Genomic DNA, 17331 nt, shown 5'->3' with positions numbered 1-17331 from the left:
CGCAGCAACCCAGGGTTTGGAGCGCTGCGCCCTAGTGTGACGGCATACCAGAACAAGGACGTATCGCCATGAAATCCAGCACCCTCGTCGACAGCAGCTTGCCTGTGCAGATCTGGAACACTGCCCGGCAACTGGACAATATTCCCGTTATCAGCACATCTACCCTTATCCCTGCCGGCGCTCGCGCGGTGGTGATCGCACCACATCCGGGTGATGAAGTCGTGACCTGTGGTGGCCTGCTGCAATTGTTCGCCACCCTCGGCCACCCCCTGCAATTGATCTCGATCACCGATGGCAGCGCCGGTCATCCAGGCTCGAACCTGTGGTCGGAGAAGCGCCTGAGTGTGTTCCGCCCACAGGAAAGCGTCGAAGCCCTGCGTCGCCTCGGTTTGCCCATGCATAGCCTGAAATGGATTCGCGGCGGTTTCACCGACAACGGGCTGGCCGAACGTGAACTTCAATTGACGCAATTCATCGCACGTTACCTGCGACCGGGTGATGTGGTGTTCAGCACCTGGTGCGAGGACGGCATCATCGACCATGACACGGTAGGTCGAGCCAGCGCAAAAGCCGCCCTCATGGTGGGCGCGAGTTTCAATGAAGTGCCGGTCTGGGCCTGGCACTGGCCCGCACGCGATCATGGGCTGATTCCCTGGCACCGCGCCCGCAAGGTTCGCCTCGACACCTGGACCGTCGCACGCAAATGCCACGCCACCCATGCGTACGCCAGCCAGCTGAACGGTGAACCGGAGATCGGCATCGCGCCGAAGCTGACCAGGGTTTTCCTGGAGCGGATGCGTCAGCCCTATGAAATAGTTTTTGTGTGAATGCGAAAGAAGTGATGCCTTGGCCCCGTTCAAAATGCTGATTTTCAGCCGATGCATCCGTCTCCCTCTAATAAACAACAACTTAGATAATTGCTAAAAATCAGTCAGTTGCAACGTCTAAATTATTCATACCACTCATCGTTCAATTTCTTGACGCAACGCCAACGGTCTTCTTAGCTAAACGTTACTACCCCCGGAATTACCTTCTGGGGCAAGCCTCGGAAACCCGCTCAAGCGGGCCGGAGGGGTTTGCCTCAATGAAATCGGTCGCCCCTCATTCGGGGTAGGAGAGACGCCAAACAGAGTCATGGCATGCGATTGCAAGGTAGACCTCCATGAACACCTCCCTCATCCAACACGAGATCAAAATCACCCTGTACACCGTTTCCACTTCGTTGTTGCTGTGCACATCCATGGAGGTTCAGGCGTCCCCCACCGAGAACGAGGCGATGCCCTGGTATCAGCAAGATGTCCCGGCGCTCGCCCTGCCGACGCCTGATACGAGTAACAGCATCCGCTTCATCCGCAATCCCGGTCTTGATAACCAGTTGCTGACAGTCGAGCAAGCCGCTCCTTCTGCCTGGGATCGGGTTTATGGCCAGCCTGCCAGGAGTGCAGAGCACGACGTCCTCGGCTCACCGTTTTCTGGCATGAGCGGTTCGGAACTCAAGGGCCCGGCGTTGATTACCCTGCAAAGCAGCGGCGGCAGCACTCAGCGTGTTGGCCTGATGGGCGGTACAAACCAGTTTCAGGGCAATGGCAATGGCCTGGTCAACTCTGCCATTGTCGACCCGAATAACACCCTCAACGTGCAAGGCCCCAATCTTGGCGCCTATTGGAGCCTGACCGGCGCAAACGGCTGGCACGTGGATTTGACCGCCAGCGGTGGTCGGGTCAATGGCTACAGCCTCAATGATCAGGGCCAGCGCCAAGCTGCCGAGGGCAGCGCAATGACCCTCTCGGTGCAAGGCGGATTCCCCATCGGCATCAGCGAGAACTGGGTAATCGAACCTCAGGCCGAATTGATCAACCAGCGTATTAGTCTGGACACCCCGTATGCCGGTAGCGGCAATGCCTCATCCACCGACCTGACGTCCTGGAGCGGCAGGGTCGGTGCAAGCTTGAAAGGCAGTTATGACATCAAGGGACTGCCGATCGAACCCTATGTTCGTACCAACTTCTGGCATACGGTCAATACCTCCGACACTGTGACCCTCGGTCAGGTCGACAAGCTCAGCAGCAGCCGGAACGCGTCCTCGATAGAACTGGGACTGGGCCTGGTGGCCAGAGTTACGCCCTCTGTCAGCCTGTATGTCAGCGGCGATTACAACAGCGCGAGCGTCAACAACGACTTGTATGGATTGATCGGCAGCCTCGGGGTGCGGATGCGTTGGTGACTGTCAGGAAGATTTGCGAACCGTAGGCGCACGGTTTGCCAGCGATGGCAGCCGTAAGATCCCCATCGCCGGCAAACCATGCGCCCACAGGTCGCGCGCAAAACAGCGCTGATTCAGGCTCTGCACAGCAAAAAACCTGAATATCCCCCAAACCAACCCACAAAACCCAAAAAATCCCTGATCGCCGTTAGTCTCCACCCCCTGCGATGGATTAAAGTAACGCCCCCAGCCCTGGCGTTATTCGAACGCCTTTGCTCACCCTCTCCAGGAACAGTCATCGATGGAACATCGTGAAGCGCTGCTTGCGCTGCGAACCTTTCTTTCAACGCAGATTCTCGGCCAGGAAAAACTCATCGAGCGGTTGCTCATCGCTCTGCTCGCTGACGGCCACATGCTGGTCGAAGGCGCCCCTGGCCTGGCCAAGACCAAGGCCATCAAAGAGCTTGCCGAAGGTATCGAAGCACAATTCCATCGCATCCAGTTCACCCCCGACCTGCTGCCTGCCGACATCACCGGCACAGAGATCTACCGTCCGGAAACCGGCAGCTTCGTGTTCCAGCAGGGACCGATCTTCCATAACCTGGTGCTGGCCGACGAAATCAACCGGGCACCGGCCAAGGTCCAGTCGGCCTTGCTCGAAGCCATGGGCGAGCGGCAGGTCAGCGTCGGGCGCAGTACGTATGAGCTGTCGCCGCTGTTTCTGGTCATGGCGACCCAGAACCCGATCGAGCAGGAAGGCACCTACCCACTGCCTGAAGCCCAGCTCGACCGTTTCCTGATGCACGTCAAAATCGGCTTCCCGGACGCGGCCGTCGAGCGGCGCATCCTGCAACAGGCCCGCGGTGAAGCGCTGCACGGCGAAACCAAGCCAGAGCGGCGGATCAGCCAGCAAGCGATATTTGCCGCGCGCAAGGAAATCCTCGGTTTGTACATGGCCGACGCCGTGGAGGAATACCTGGTGCAGTTGGTCATGGCGACCCGCACGCCGGGCAAGTTCGACCCGGAAATGTCCGAGTGGATTGCCTATGGCGCCAGCCCACGCGGCTCCATCGCCCTCGACCGCTGCGCCCGCGCTCACGCCTGGCTGGCCGGTCGCGACTTCGTCAGCCCCGAAGACATTCAAGCGGTGCTGTTCGACGTGTTGCGCCATCGCATCATTCTTTCCTTCGAAGCCGAAGCCGCTGGTATCGACCAGGACCGTGTGGTCCAGCGGATTCTCGACGTCGTTGCCGTCGCTTGACCCCGATGACCAAGCCGCTTGCGCCCGAACCGGGTATCCGTGTCAGCCTCTCCGAGCTGATCGAGATGCGCCATCGCGTGCGCGAAGTGCAATTGTTTTCCACCCCGAGCCAGCGCAGCCCGCTGATTGGCCTGCACCATTCCAAGTTGCGCGGACGTGGCGTGGACTTCGATCAGGTGCGGGTCTATCAGGCTGGCGACGATGTGCGAACCATCGACTGGCGTGTCACCGCACGCACCCAGGAACCGCACACCAAGCTGTTTCACGAAGAGCGCGAGCGGCCGATTTTCATCATGGTCGAGCAAAGTCGCCGGCTGTTTTTCGGCTCGGGGCTGATGTTCAAATCGGTGTTGGCCGCACAAGCCGCGAGCCTGATCGGTTGGGCTGCGCTGGGACACAACGACCGTGTTGGCGGGCTGGTGTACGGTGACAACGAGCACTACGAAATCAAACCCCGGCGCAGCAAGCAAAGCCTGCTGCAATTGCTCAACCGCATGGTACGCGTCAACCAGTCCCTCACGACCGAAAGCGAGCCGGATCGCGACAGTCTGGGCATGGCTCTGCGCCGCGCGCGCGAGGTGCTGCGCCCGGGGAGCCTGGTGATCGTGATCTGCGACGAGCGCGCCTTGTCCGAGGGCGCGGAGCAGCAACTGAGCCTGCTGTCGCGGCACTGTGACTTGCTGTTGTTGCCAGTCTCCGACCCTCTGGACCACGCCCTGCCCGCTGCCGGTTTGCTGCGTTTTGCCGAGCGCGGGGCTCAACTTGAACTCGATACGCTGAACGTCGACCTGCGCCAAAGTTATCGCGCCCAGGCCGAAGCCCGCATCGCCCGCTGGGAATTGCTGGCGCAGAAACTGCGTGTGCTGTTAATGCCGCTGAGTACTCAAAGCGAGATGGTCGAACAATTGCGTGAATACCTGAACCCGAAACGTCCGGGTAAAAGCCAATGAACAGCCTCGATCAACTGCAACCGCTGATGACGCCGCCGCCCATCGAGTTCTGGCCGCCGGCGCCGGGTTGGTGGCTGCTATTGGTGCTGCTGCCACTGATCGGCTTTGGCCTGTGGCAACTGCGTCGCTTTATTCCCGTCAAGCGCTCTATCGTGCGCGCCGAACAGCCGCTGGACCCGGTGCGACTGGCGGCGCTGGCGGAACTGGCGCAAATGCCCAAACCCTATGACGGTGCGCCCGCCGGTGCCTGGTTGCAGCAACTCAACGGGCTGCTCAAGCGCCTGTGTCGCAACCATTACCCCTACAGCCAGAGCCACACCCTGAACGGTCGTAAATGGCTGGCGTTTCTCGACAACCGTTGCCCGGCTGCCGGCCTGACCCGCTGGATGATTCTGGTTGAAGGTGCTTACAAACCGGAATGCAAACTCGACGACAAGGCCATCGCCGGCCTGACACAAGCCGTCGACACCTGGATTCGCAAGCATGTTTGAGTTCGCCTGGCCATGGATCTTCGCCCTGCTGCCACTGCCGTGGCTGATGCGGATTGTGCTGCCGGTCGCCGACAGCGGCGAACCGGCGCTCAAGGTCAGCTTTCTGTCCGACCTTGAAGGCCTGGCCCGGCGTCGCGCGCGTGCCAACCTGCCGACCTGGCGCCAGCAAGCACCGTTCATCCTGCTCTGGCTGCTGCTGTTGATCGCCGCCGCACGCCCGCAATGGCTCGGCGAACCGCTGCCGATTGCCGCCAGTGGGCGCGACTTGCTGGTGGCCGTCGACGTTTCCGGCTCCATGGATTTCCCCGACATGGAGTGGCAAGACGAAGACGTCAGCCGCCTGACACTGGTCAAACACTTGCTCGGTGACTTCCTTGAAGGGCGCGATGGCGATCGCGTCGGCCTGATCCTGTTCGGCAGCCAGGCGTATCTGCAAGCACCGCTGACGTTCGACCGGCGCACCGTGCGTATCTGGCTTGACGAAGCGCGGATCGGCATTGCCGGCAAGAACACCGCCATTGGCGACGCCATCGGCCTGGCCTTGAAGCGCTTGCGCCAACGTCCGGCGCAGAGCCGCGTGCTGATTCTGGTCACCGACGGCGCCAACAATGGCGGTGAAATCGATCCGCTGACCGCGGCAAGACTGGCTGCCGAAGAAGGCGTGAAAATCTACCCGATCGGCATTGGTGCCGATCCGGAGCAAGCCGGCCCTCTGGCTTTTCTGGCGGGAAACCCGACCATGGACCTCGATGAACCCGCCTTGAAAGCCATCGCCGAAGCTACCGGCGGGCGCTACTTCCGTGCACGTGACGGCAAGGAATTGCTGGAGATCAAGAAGACCCTTGATCAACTGGAGCCTGTGACTCAACAACCCACCCAGGCTCGCCCGGCACAAGCGTTGTACAGCTGGCCGCTGGCCGCCGCGTTGCTGATGAGCCTGTTGCTGGTGATCCGCGAACGCTGGCCAGACAACCCGATGCAACGCTTTTTCACCCGGTCGAATTTTCTGCAACAGCACCCTGACTGGCGCCAGCGGCTTAAACGCCTGCGTCTGCGGAGGCGCCGATGATCGCACTCTGGCCGCATTGGTTCCGTCCCTGGTGGCTGCTGCTGTTGCCACTATTGGGCTGGTTGCTGTGGCAACTCTGGCACCGGCAGAAACGCGCGGGTCGCTGGCAGATGATCCTGCCGCCGGCCTTCCACGCCACCCTGCTCAGCGGTGGCAACGGGCGTGAAAGCAAGTTGCCGTGGGTCGCCCTGGGCCTGGCCTGGGTTCTGGCGGTATTGGCGCTGTTGGGGCCCAGTTGGGAACGGGTCGAACAATCCGCGCAGAAACCTGCCGACCCCTTGGTGGTCCTGTTTGAATTGACCCCGGAAATGCTCGCCACCGACGTGCCGTCGACGCGCCTTGAACAAGCCCGGCGCAAGCTGCTCGATCTATTGCAAGCCCGCAGCGACGCACAGACCGCCATCGTCGTCTATGCCGGCAGCGCGCACACGCTGGTGCCGCTCTCGGACGACCTGGCCACCAGCAGCAACCTGCTGGAAGCGCTGAAACCTTCGATCATGCCCGAGGCCGGTCATCGCGCCGATCTGGCCGTGACCAAGGCACTGACATTACTCAACCGCGGCGCCCTCGGCCAGGGCCGGATTCTGCTGATTGGCTCATCCCTCAGCGAACAGGAGCGCCAGGGTATTCGTCAGGCTCTGCGCGGTCAGGCACCGCAATGGTTGATGCTCGGCATCGGCACCCCGCAAGGCGCACCGATCGCTGACGAACACGGCAGCTTCCTCAAGGATGCGCAAGGCGCGATCCTCGTGCCGCGTCTCGACGGGCCAAGCCTTAAAACCTTTGCCAGCGAAATGGAGGGGAGTTACCGGCAAGCGCAGCTGGACGACAGCGACCTGCGCGGTCTCGGGCTGCTCGATAGCCCGCATAGCGTGCGTAACGATGGCCAGACCCTGCGCCTCGATACCTGGGCCGACCAGGGCTATTGGCTGTTACTGCCGCTGTTGCTGCTGACGGCCTGCGCCGGACGTCGAGGCTGGCTGTTTTGCCTGCCATTGCTGTTCATGCTGCCGCAACCGAGTTACGCCTTCGAGTTCAACGATCTTTGGCTGCGCCCCGACCAACAGGGCCTGCACTTGCTCAAGCAACACCAGCCCGCGGAGGCCGCGCAGCGTTTTCAGGATCGGCAATGGCAAGGCGTTGCGCTGTATGAGGCCGGTGAGTATGCCGCTGCCGCCGAGCGTTTCGCCGAAGGCAACGACGCCCGTGCGAACTACAATCGCGGCAACGCCCTGGCTAAAAGCGCTGAACTGGAAGCTGCCGTCGATGCCTATGAACAAGCCCTTGAGCTGCAACCTGATTTACGCCCGGCGCAGACCAACAAAGCGCTGGTAGAAGCGTTGATCAAACAGAAAGCCTCCACTTCATCCAATGAGCCCGATAAAACCGACGGCGAAGAGCACCTGCAAACCCAGCAACCCCCGCCACCGGGTGCGTCGACACAGCCCTCGACCGGTGACGAGCAAAAGACCGACACGCAAACCGCGCAATCGCACGTCGACGCCAACAGCGAAAACCAGACCGACAGCCCGCCACAACCGGGCAATAATGAAGTGCCGGGCAGTGAGTTGGGCGATGAACAACACAGCACACCGCCGATCCGCACCGCCGACACCAATTTCGACGGCGAGCGCCGCCAGGCCCTGGAGCAATGGCTGCGTAAAATCCCGGATGAGCCGGGCGAACTGCTTAAACGTAAATTCTGGTACGAACAGCAACAACATCAGGATCAGGGAAAAACTCGATGACCCGCTTCACCGCTCTATTGCTCAGCCTTTCGCTCTGGACCGTCGGTGCCCAGGCTGCGGGGCTGGTTGCCAGCATCGATCGCAGCCGCGTGAATTCCGGCGAGACGGTCGAACTGACCCTCGAATCCAGTGATGTCACGCAGTTCGGCAAACCTGACCTGAGCGCACTTGACCCACTGTTCGAGGTTCGCGGCACCCGCCAGGTCAACCAGCCCACAACCCTGGGCGACGACAGCCACGCCACCACCCGCTGGATCATCACCCTTCTGCCCCGCCACAACGGCACACTGGTCATCCCGTCCCTGGCGCTGGGTGAGTACAAAAGCCAGCCGATCAACTTGCAGGTGGTCGAAAGCGAGAAGCAGGACAGCGCCGACAAACTGGCCCCCGTATTCATCGAGACCAGCCTCGATCAGGACACGGTGTACGTGCAGGCCCAGGCGATTCTGACCTTGCGCATCTATCACTCGGTGTCGCTGTATGACGACAGCAGCCTTACTCCGCTGCAAATCCCCGATGCGCGCGTCGAACAACTCGGCGAGTCGCGCACTTACGAAAAAGTCATCAATGACCTGCGCCACGGTGTGATCGAACGGCGCTACGCAATTTACCCGCAACACAGTGGCCTGCTGACGATACCCGCGCAGATGTTCAGCGCCACCCTGGTGGAGACGCAACCCTCCCAGGAGTCGGCCCCGCAAGGGCCAAAAGCGGGAAAACTGATTCGCGTGAGCTCCACCGGGCTCAACCTGACCGTCAAGCCCAAACCGGCCGATTATCCCGCCGATGCTCCTTGGCTGCCAGCACGCAGCCTGAGTCTCAGTGAAAGCTGGAACCCTACGCCTGATCACGTTCAAGTGGGCGACTCCATGACCCGCAGCCTGACCCTGAAAGCCGAAGGCCTGGCCAGTTCGCAACTGCCGCCCCTGCCCGCCACTGAAACCAGCGGATTGCGGCGTTATCCCGATCAGCCACAATTGAGCAATCAGCCCAGTGACCGAGGGTTGACCGGCATCCGCGAAGACCGCGAAGCACTGGTGCCCACTCGTATCGGGCAGATCGAATTGCCGCCCGTGGAAGTGGTCTGGTGGAACACCCTTGAAGATCATCTGGAGCGCAGCAGCCTGCCCGCTCGCACCCTGAACACCGTGAGCAACCCGAGCCTGATGGTCGACACTCCAGCGGGCAACGTGCCGGCTACCGTAGCGCTCGGCAGTGAAGCGCTCTGGTACTGGAAGCTCAGCACCTTGATCCTCGCCTGCACCACCTTGCTTGGCTTCGGCCTGTGGTGGCGTGCGCGTTGGCAGCCGGCGATTCTGCGCGCCACGCAAACGGGCCCGAGCCCGCGCACCCTACTCGACGACCTCAAGCGTGCGTGCCAGGCCAACGACCCTCAAGCCACCCGTCAGGCGCTCGACGCCTGGGCCCGTCAACAGCCGGAAACCTTGGCCGACATGGCCGCACGCTTCGTACCGCTGTCCGACGCCCTCGATGGCTTGAATGGCGCGCTCTACAGCGAAACCGGGCATTACTGGCAAGGCGAAGAACTCTGGCGCGCGATCCGCGCCATCCCGATTGCCGAACGGGTCCATGACCCGGTGGGCGACAGTGGCTTGCCGCCGTTGTATCCGAAGTAGCGCAAAAGATCGCAGCCTTCGGCAGCGCCGACAGGGAAATGGTGTACATCCCGAAGGCTGCGATCTTTTCTGCCTTTCTGCATTCCCGACCTTTTGCCATTAACCCCACCCTTTCGCCGCTATTATTTTCCCCGCGGCCATCACTTTGTTTCCTACGGAGTACGTCCCGTAAGGTCAGGGCCCTCGACAGCGATCCGGCTTAACGGATCCGTCCTACTCTAAATATCGATCCGTCTGACTGCGCCGGTTCGTCGCTCCACGCAAAGTCCTGTGACTTGAAATAGACACAAGGAAACGTGGATGTTCAGCGCCGTCAACCCCATCACTTTCAGACTCGATATTGAAGGTTTTTCCGACGACCTTCAGGTACTCGAATTCCGCGCCAAGGAAGCGCTCAACCAGCCTTACGAAGTCAAACTGGAACTGGTCAGCGAACGCCCCGACCTGGACCTCGATTCACTCCTGCATCGCTCGGCTTTTCTGAGCTTCGGTCCTGACGGCGCCGGCCTTCACGGGCAGATCTATCAAATCGCGCAAGGCGACTCGGGCAAACGCCTGACCCGCTATCAAATGACCCTGGCACCGCAGCTCGTCTATCTAACCCATTGCCACAACCAGCGCATTTTTCAGCACCAGAGCGTGCCGCAAATCATTGCAAAAGTGCTGAAAGACCAGGGAATCCAGTCCGATGCCTGGCGCTTCCAACTGAGCGCCGAGTACCGGCCACGACGCTATTGCGTGCAGTACGAGACCGATCTGCATTTTCTTCAACGGTTGTGTGAGGAAGAAGGCCTGCACTTTCATTTCCAGCACAGTGCCGATGGGCATGTGCTGGTATTCGGCGACGATCAAAGCGTTTTTTCGAAACCCGAGCAGTCAACCGCGTACAGGCAAGACAGCGGCATGATTACCGAAGCGCCGGTGATTGACCGTTTCAAGCTGCGACTGGAACCGCGCCCCACGCACGTCAGCCGCCGTGATTACGACTTCGAGAAACCGCGCCTGCAACTTGACAGCGAGACCAGACACCCGTTGCTGCCTCACCTGGAGGACTACGCCTTTCCAGGCCAGTTCACCCATCGAGACCACGGCAAACATCTGGCCAATCGGGCATTGGAGCGCCACCGCGCCGATTACCGGCAAGCGAATGGGCATAGCGATCAAAGCGCGATGCGCAGCGGCTATTTTTTCGAGATGACCGAACACCCTCGCGCTGACTGGAATGGACTGTGGTTGTTGACTGAAGTGGAGCACACCGGTTTTCAACCTGGAGTGCTGGAAGAGTCGATCACCGACAGTCGTTCGCAGGATGGCTTCAGTCAGGGCTACCGCAACCTCTTTGTCGCCACACCTTGGGACGTGATATTCCGACCGGCCCTTGAACACCCCAAGCCCCGGATGATGGGCAACCAGCATGCAGTCGTCACGGGCCCGCCCGGTGAAGAGATTTATTGTGATCAATATGGTCGAGTCAAAGTCCAACTGCCCTGGGACCGCGACGGGCAGCACGATGAACAATCGAGTTGCTGGCTGCGTGTCGCCGCTGCCTGGGCCCATGACAGTTACGGCAGCGTGCAGATCCCGCGAGTCGGCATGGAAGTGTTGGTGGGATTCACTGATGGCGATCCCGATAAACCCGTCGTCGTTGCCTGCCTGGCCAACGCCGCGACACCGGTACCACTGGATTTGCCGGCCGAGCACACCCGTAGCATTTTCCGCAGTCAGAGCAGCCCCGGTGGGGGCGGTTACAACGAGCTGCGCATCGAGGACAAAAAAGGTGCCGAAGAGATAGCCCTGCGTGCCCAGCGCGATTTTGTCCAGCTCGTTCTCAATGACGAACGCATTCAGGTCGACAACCAACGAACCGTGGTGATCGGCGGCCTCGCCAGCCACGAACTGCGCGGCGAAGAACAGCGCCTGACCCGCGGCAACCGTTTGACTGAAGTCAAACAGGACGATCACCTGCTGGTTCAGGGCGATCAACATCTTCGCGTCACCAGTCAGCGACTCAGCGCCATGCAGCAGATTCAGCTCAGCGCCGGACAACGAGTCGTCATCAACGGTGGAACTCACCTGGGGCTCATGGCTGGCGGTCAATGGCTGACGCTGGGCCCGGAAGGAATTTTCAGCAGCGTGCCGATTCTGCAGGGCGGCACTGCGCCCGTGAGCATGCCGGCGGAGCCTCTGATGCCGGGGGACTTGCCTTCGCTGAAAGTGGCTTTCCACGCGGCGCAGCAACGCCATGCACTGATTTCATCCCGCGCCTCGCGTTGCCTGATTTGTGAGGCCACCCCAGCATGAAACTCTCGACTTGCCTGCCTGAAGACCTGCCCTGGAACGAGCAACAGGCTTTCCTGTTGCTGGACGGCACGACCTTCAGCGATTTGCCACAGCGCTTGAAAACACTCAATCCCGCCGTAAGCACTGTTGCACTGTATGACAGTGCGCCCTTCACCTCCCTGCGGGATATCTCACCGCTGCTGGTAGCGATTCCACATCCTGACGAAGCGGTTTTTCAGTTCTATCTGCAACAGGCGCATGAAGAGTGGGGAGTGCTGTTGTTCAGCACCTCCCCCGTGCATGACGTGGCTCTACATTTACGCAAACTGCTGACCGTCGAGTTGCCCGAAGGCCTGCCAGTGGTATTGCGCCTGGCCGATGCGGCCGTGGCGCAGGCGCTGTTCGGCAGCGGCGATCAACGTTTGTTCGGCCCCCTTTTTTGCGCAGTAATGGCCGATAGCGTCGATGGTCATTGGCATCGTCATCAATCCCGATTGACTGAATGCCCTGAGTTGTCGACGCCCTATCGCCTGAGCCCTGAACAGAATGCAGCGCTGGACCGTGTTGACCGACGCCGCGCACTGCTCGAACTCGACACGCATTTGCTCAGTTTTTTCCCCCAGTATCCGGTCGGCAAAACCGCGGGTGAGCGCTGGCCAATGCTCGAACAGCTGGAGTCCGAGGCCAGTGCCTTGGGTTTATGCAGCCAATCCGAGCTTTTCTATTACGCCAACGTCATGGCCTGGCTGAACGGCTCGACGCTCGAACAGCATCCGCACATCGCCCAATTGCTCCATACGCCATCGCTGCAATCGCCCGGCGATCGCGTTGCGCTGGCCGCAGATCTGGCCCACCGCTGGGCCACTGAAGGAGAACGCTCATGACCGCTGCTGCCAACCTCGCTGCCGCGGCAGCGTCCAAAACCGCCATCGGCTCTCCCGGTGCCTGCCCCTTGCGGCAAACCCACGTTCAGCTGTTGCCCTTGCGTTATGGACTGGTGGAAAAGCTCCTCGACCCCAGCGCCGAACTGAAACTGCCCTACGCCCTGACTACCCGCCCGCTGGGCATTCGCATGCTGCGCGACGGTTGGTTGTATGTCATCGACAGCGTTACCGGCTATCTCCACGAATATCAGGTACTCAACGGAATGGTCAGCGCCCTGTTACACAAGGGCGCCAAGGTTACCGGTGATCGGCGCACGCCCATCGAAGAGCTTCCGGCCCTGGTGTTTTCAAGGCGCAGCACCCTGCACGTGACCTTTGCTGAAGTGCAATGGACAGTGGCCAAATGCGCGCAAGTACTCGACAGCAGGGACGAACGCGAGCACTTCATGCAGGTCGTCGATCTCGGCCCGGTGGATTGCCAAACCGGTGGCACGCACTTGCTGACGGTCAAGCAAGGCCAACGCTGGTTGGCGGAGATTGCTACGGTGCCGGCCCAGCTGGCGCAAGCCGTCAAGGATCGCGCCGAGCTGGAAGCCGAGCTCGCGGCCAACCCGCTGCCGGAGGCCGTTCTATTACCGTCGGTGCTGGTCAGTGACGCTCCCGAACACGAACGCGAGCCTTATTTATGGGAGAACCCCCGACGCTTTCGCGAGGCGCATATCGGCGAGTTTCTGGGGCAGGTTCGCGGGCCTTATCAGGACGACACACTGTTCCTGCTGGTGAATGACGACCTCGGCGTACTGCGCGACCTGGCCGAGTATCAGGACACTGTCGTCGGCTGGGTCGACGACTGGAGCAATGCCGACCACAACGAACGCGATTACTTGCTGGCCTGCTACATCGAATCCTTGAGCCAACTCAGCCCCGATGATGCCGGCGGTCTGGCCAACGCCAGCGACGACCCCGCAGTCAAGGCCTTGTTTGCCGATCTGCAACAGTTGCCGGAGCCGACCCAGGAACGCACCCGAAAAGCCTTGCTGGAGTACCTGAACAAGGGCGGTAAGGTCGAGCAGGTAGACGTACCGGCGCCCCCGGAGCTGGAGCGATTGCGCAAGGAAGCCTTTGCCAAAATCTTCGTGATGGGTAAGCACCAGGGCACCGCCGTCCACCGCGCTGCGATTGAGGATGCAGACCGCAATTATTACACTCGCCAACATTTCAAGGTTGCCCCTGCGGACTTCGTTGAACGTCACCTCAGAGCCTTGGTCAAGCTCGGCAGGGAGCAAAACACACGCATCGAAGACGTGCTCGAGGGCTCCTGGTTCTCAGGCACACGCGGGATCAATGATTTCATCGACCGCCCGGCCATGGACAACTCGCTGTTTCAGCAGCGTGCCGACCTTGGCCGCTGGAACCGCTTGCTTGGCCGCATCACCGCTGACCGCACGCAACTGGTGTGTGCCGGTCGCTACCATCGCTCGGCCTGGTACTACGACGCGCAGGATCCGCAGCAACTGGGCGAGGCCTTCAACGCCGAGTACGCCTGCCTCAAAGACATTTGCCGCAGCGACCACGCCAGTGAAGAGATGCTTGGCTACCTGGAAAAACACCCGGAGCTGACGCGACGGCTGTTCTATACCTTGCCGCTGCGCATTCGGCCCGAACTGCTGGTGCAATACAGCGTGTTGTCCAACGCCGGCATGGGCCTGTTCAACAACCTGCCGCACTGGCTGGAAGCCCTGCAGAAAATCGAACAACCGCACCTGCCCGCCCTCGACGATTTACCCGACCACACCCGTGCCGTCGCCGACGCGACCCAGCACAGCCTGAGCCCCGCGCTGAACCTGGGCCTGAGCCGCGCATTGGAAGGTTTCGATCTGGCAGCAGGGAAAGTCCCCGACCTCGACGAATTGTTCCGTCACCTGCCCAAAGCGCTGCCGGCGCGGATCCTCGACGCGGCGAAAACCACTGGCGTGACCTTCACCATCGCCATCCCGGGGGAACACGCGGCGCTGCAAACCGACATCAAGGACGTGCTCAGGGAACGCGGTTACCTCAAGGACCTGACCGTCGAACGCAAGCAGCTCACCCACAACAAAAACCAGGCCGGCCACAAGCAGCCACGGGCGATCGAGTTGCAGACCGAGATCGTTCGGGTGCGTGCGCAATTGACGCAACTCGAAGGCCGACTGGCGGGTGCACTGAGCCCGATTGCCGAACTGCCGGATCATTCGGTGCGCACCTATGGCGCCACGCCGGCTCGGGCGGGAGTGACCGTGGTGTTTCCACCGGCGCAGCAGCAGGAGGTGAGGAGTTTGTTGAAGAACGTTCGGCTGGGGATTCAGGGGGTGCCGAATGCGGATCTGATTAAAAGCGAAGGGGTCGGGTTGTTGGTGTTTTTGGTGCAGGCGGTGAATTTGCTGTCGACTTTTCGAGAAATGATGAGTCAGACCAAAGACGAAAAGAAACGGGCCGTTTTTTTTGCGGCACTGGCTTCAACCGGCGCGGCTGGATTCACTGCCGCTCAAAGCTTGGCAGATACCGCGCTGAAAGCACGCAGCGATAAGTTAGTCGAGGCGCTTCAATCTCACGCATTGCAGAATGTACATGTGCAGATGGGGAAGCTGCATGTTGGTCTGGGTCTTTTTACCTACGGCGTTGGTCTCTTTTCTTCACGGTCCAGCCTATCTACACAACACCAGAATTGGCAACAGGCGACGCGTAGCGGCAATCGCGCAGCGCAGAGTAGCGCTGCTCTTGCCGCGGTGGGTGCTGCCGGCATGGCCGCCGTCAATGCCTATGGCCTTGGTCACACATTACACGCGGGGGCCACCGTACTGCTTGCAAAAAGCACCGCCGCAAGAACAGCCGCCTGGGCCGCCGCCGGCACACGCCTTTCAACAGTGTTTTTCCGGGTCAACCTGGCCGGCTTCTTGTTTACCATGTTGGAGTTTGGCGGCACCTGGCTGTTCAATCGCTACAACATCAGCGCTCACGACAAGTGGCTAAAAACCACGCCATGGAGCCTGGACTCCGATGAACGCGGCAACTACACCCTGGATGAGTACCAACGTTACCTAGGTGATTTACTTCACGCCCCTTCTGCAAAACTTGGTCTGAACGAGCATGACTCATTGCTGAAGAACTTGTTTTTGCGCGCTAAACCCAGTGACATTCATCTGAAACTACCGGGGCTCAAACTCAGTGACTTCCAGCCCCCCTTGAGCGGTAAACCGTCTAAGCGATTGGGCATTGGCGCCCATCGTCTTTTCCGCCCGCTCGACAGCCGCGGCACCGCGCGTGAGCGCAAGGACGCCATCAGCGATGAAGTATTGGACAGCCTGCAGGTTGTGCAAGCAGACCCATTGATTCTATGCCTTCAATATCCGCTGAATCGTGATGCCCCCCTGACGCCTGTGGCCGAGACACTGGAGCTGGCAGTGTGCGTGCAATCACTGAACGCCAAAGGAGAGTGGATATCTCGCACCCACGTCATTCACCTCAACCCTCGGGGTGAGGGTGACTTTCCTTCTCTGCCCCCCAAAACAGTCACCGAGCACCCGCCACTGTTGCTGGTTGAAACCCATTTGCTGGAGTTCGCCGACCATGCCCAACAACCTTGATAGCCCCATGCCCGCGCCGCACCTGGAGCACTCCCGCAAAGCCGGAGATGTTGAACCGTTTCCAAGCGGGAAGATCACCTATCTCGCGCCGTTACCACTGCCGACACCGATACCGCCTCATGGACCTCATATTGGTGAGTTAAATGAGCTGTACATGGACTTTGGGTTGGGATCGCCGGAGGTATTTTCGTGGCAGGTTATATTAGGTGGGCCATTCAGTGTTGCCTTTATGATTGCATTTCTGTTTCCCCTCATCACTGGATGCTTTGGTCTCATATTCGGATATGACCTTGCTTACACATGGGAGTTTGTCATTGATTACTTCTTCGCCATCTACGGATACGCCATATATGGGGGGCTTTTTGGTTTAACCATCGGCCTCTGCGTCTGGCTCCACAACCACAATAAACGCGCCGAAATCATCCCCACCCGCTTCAACCGCCAGCGCCGTGAAGTCTGCTTCATGCCCGAGGACGCTACCGAACCGCTCTTCGTCCCCTGGGAATCCCTTTCCGCCTGGGTCATCGAAGCCCAGGGCGCCACCCAGTACGGCATCCGTCGCCAATACGGCATGGGCATCGGCTTCCAGCACGGCGAGACCCTGACCAGCGTCGAATTCCCCTGCGCCGGCCTGCCCTTGGCCATCAGTCACTGGGAAGCGATCCGCGGTTACATGGAATATGAAGTCAACGACCTCAAATCGATCCAGGACTTGCAAGACCTGCAAGGCCCCGACGACCCGCCCCACGAAGGCCTGCACACCTTCCGCAACGCCCGGGCGCGCATGCACCAACAAATTCGCGATGGCGAACGCGGTCGGGTTTCAGGGTTTTTCTGGTACCTGTACCACGTCATGACCCTCTGGACCCTGCCCAACCACCTCACCGAATGGGAAATCCGCCGCATCAAGACCATGGGCCAACATGTCCTGCCCGAGGTGATGCGCCAATGGTCCGAGCCGCTGCCGAAGGAACAATGGGCCAAACCCAGCGCAGAACTGCTGCGCATGAGCCAACAGGTGCGCGAGCTACACAAACGCCAGCCACGGCGGCCGATTACCGAGATTTTTGCCGAGGTGTCTCGGGGCGACAGCACCGGTAAACGACGCGCATGACGTGTCCTGACTGGACGAGCCGCGTCGTTCACACAGCCGTCATCGCGGGCAAGCCTTGCTCCTACAGTCCG

At 60.4% G+C, this 17331-nt stretch carries 12 protein-coding genes; all 12 read left to right on the top strand.

Annotated elements, in window-relative coordinates:
* Positions 1 to 68 precede the first annotated feature (68 nt).
* The 12 genes from AO353_RS23745 (at position 69) to AO353_RS23690 (ending at position 17260) form a co-directional block, all read left to right on the top strand.
* Positions 69 to 827: a PIG-L deacetylase family protein gene (locus tag AO353_RS23745; protein WP_054597170.1), complete on the top strand. Its 759-nt coding sequence runs from the start codon at positions 69 to 71 to the stop codon at positions 825 to 827.
* Between the two features lie 335 nt (positions 828 to 1162).
* Positions 1163 to 2224: an autotransporter outer membrane beta-barrel domain-containing protein gene (locus tag AO353_RS23740; protein ID WP_054597169.1), complete on the top strand. Its 1062-nt coding sequence runs from the start codon at positions 1163 to 1165 to the stop codon at positions 2222 to 2224.
* Positions 2225 to 2504: 280 nt separating this feature from the next.
* A complete protein-coding gene (locus AO353_RS23735) occupies positions 2505 to 3464 on the top strand; it encodes an AAA family ATPase (RefSeq protein WP_019690591.1) in 960 nt (319 codons plus the stop codon).
* Positions 3465 to 3469: 5 nt separating this feature from the next.
* Positions 3470 to 4414, top strand: coding sequence for a DUF58 domain-containing protein (locus AO353_RS23730; RefSeq protein WP_054597168.1), 945 nt, complete (start codon positions 3470 to 3472; stop codon positions 4412 to 4414).
* On the top strand, positions 4411 to 4905 hold the full coding sequence (locus AO353_RS23725; RefSeq protein WP_054597167.1) for a DUF4381 domain-containing protein: 495 nt from the start codon (positions 4411 to 4413) through the stop codon (positions 4903 to 4905). The genes AO353_RS23730 and AO353_RS23725 overlap by 4 nt, the downstream gene beginning before the upstream one ends.
* Positions 4898 to 5974, top strand: a complete 1077-nt coding sequence (locus tag AO353_RS23720; RefSeq protein WP_054597166.1) for a vWA domain-containing protein — start codon at positions 4898 to 4900, stop codon at positions 5972 to 5974. The genes AO353_RS23725 and AO353_RS23720 overlap by 8 nt, the downstream gene beginning before the upstream one ends.
* The gene (locus AO353_RS23715) at positions 5971 to 7722 is read left to right on the top strand and encodes a VWA domain-containing protein (protein WP_054597165.1); all 1752 of its coding nucleotides are present in this window, start codon (positions 5971 to 5973) and stop codon (positions 7720 to 7722) included. Before AO353_RS23720 ends, AO353_RS23715 begins: the two co-directional genes overlap by 4 nt.
* Complete coding sequence (locus tag AO353_RS23710) at positions 7719 to 9359, top strand: BatD family protein (protein WP_054597164.1); 1641 nt, start codon at positions 7719 to 7721, stop codon at positions 9357 to 9359. Before AO353_RS23715 ends, AO353_RS23710 begins: the two co-directional genes overlap by 4 nt.
* A 300-nt stretch (positions 9360 to 9659) precedes the next feature.
* A complete protein-coding gene (locus tag AO353_RS23705; protein WP_054597163.1) occupies positions 9660 to 11660 on the top strand; it encodes a type VI secretion system tip protein VgrG in 2001 nt (666 codons plus the stop codon).
* Positions 11657 to 12523, top strand: coding sequence for a DUF4123 domain-containing protein (locus AO353_RS23700; RefSeq protein ID WP_054597162.1), 867 nt, complete (start codon positions 11657 to 11659; stop codon positions 12521 to 12523). Before AO353_RS23705 ends, AO353_RS23700 begins: the two co-directional genes overlap by 4 nt.
* Positions 12520 to 16146 carry a toxin VasX gene (locus AO353_RS23695; protein ID WP_054597161.1) on the top strand — a complete coding sequence of 1209 codons (3627 nt, stop codon included), beginning with the start codon at positions 12520 to 12522 and terminating at the stop codon, positions 16144 to 16146. The genes AO353_RS23700 and AO353_RS23695 overlap by 4 nt, the downstream gene beginning before the upstream one ends.
* Entirely contained in the window at positions 16130 to 17260 is a 1131-nt protein-coding gene (locus AO353_RS23690) for a SoxR reducing system RseC family protein (protein WP_081013805.1), read from the top strand. Before AO353_RS23695 ends, AO353_RS23690 begins: the two co-directional genes overlap by 17 nt.
* Positions 17261 to 17331 lie beyond the last annotated feature (71 nt).

The sequence above is a fragment of the Pseudomonas fluorescens genome, from assembly GCF_001307155.1.
Classification (GTDB): domain Bacteria; phylum Pseudomonadota; class Gammaproteobacteria; order Pseudomonadales; family Pseudomonadaceae; genus Aquipseudomonas; species Aquipseudomonas helvetica.
The sequence above is the reverse complement of the archived record's forward strand: the minus strand, read 5'-3'. Positions and strand labels throughout refer to the sequence as shown.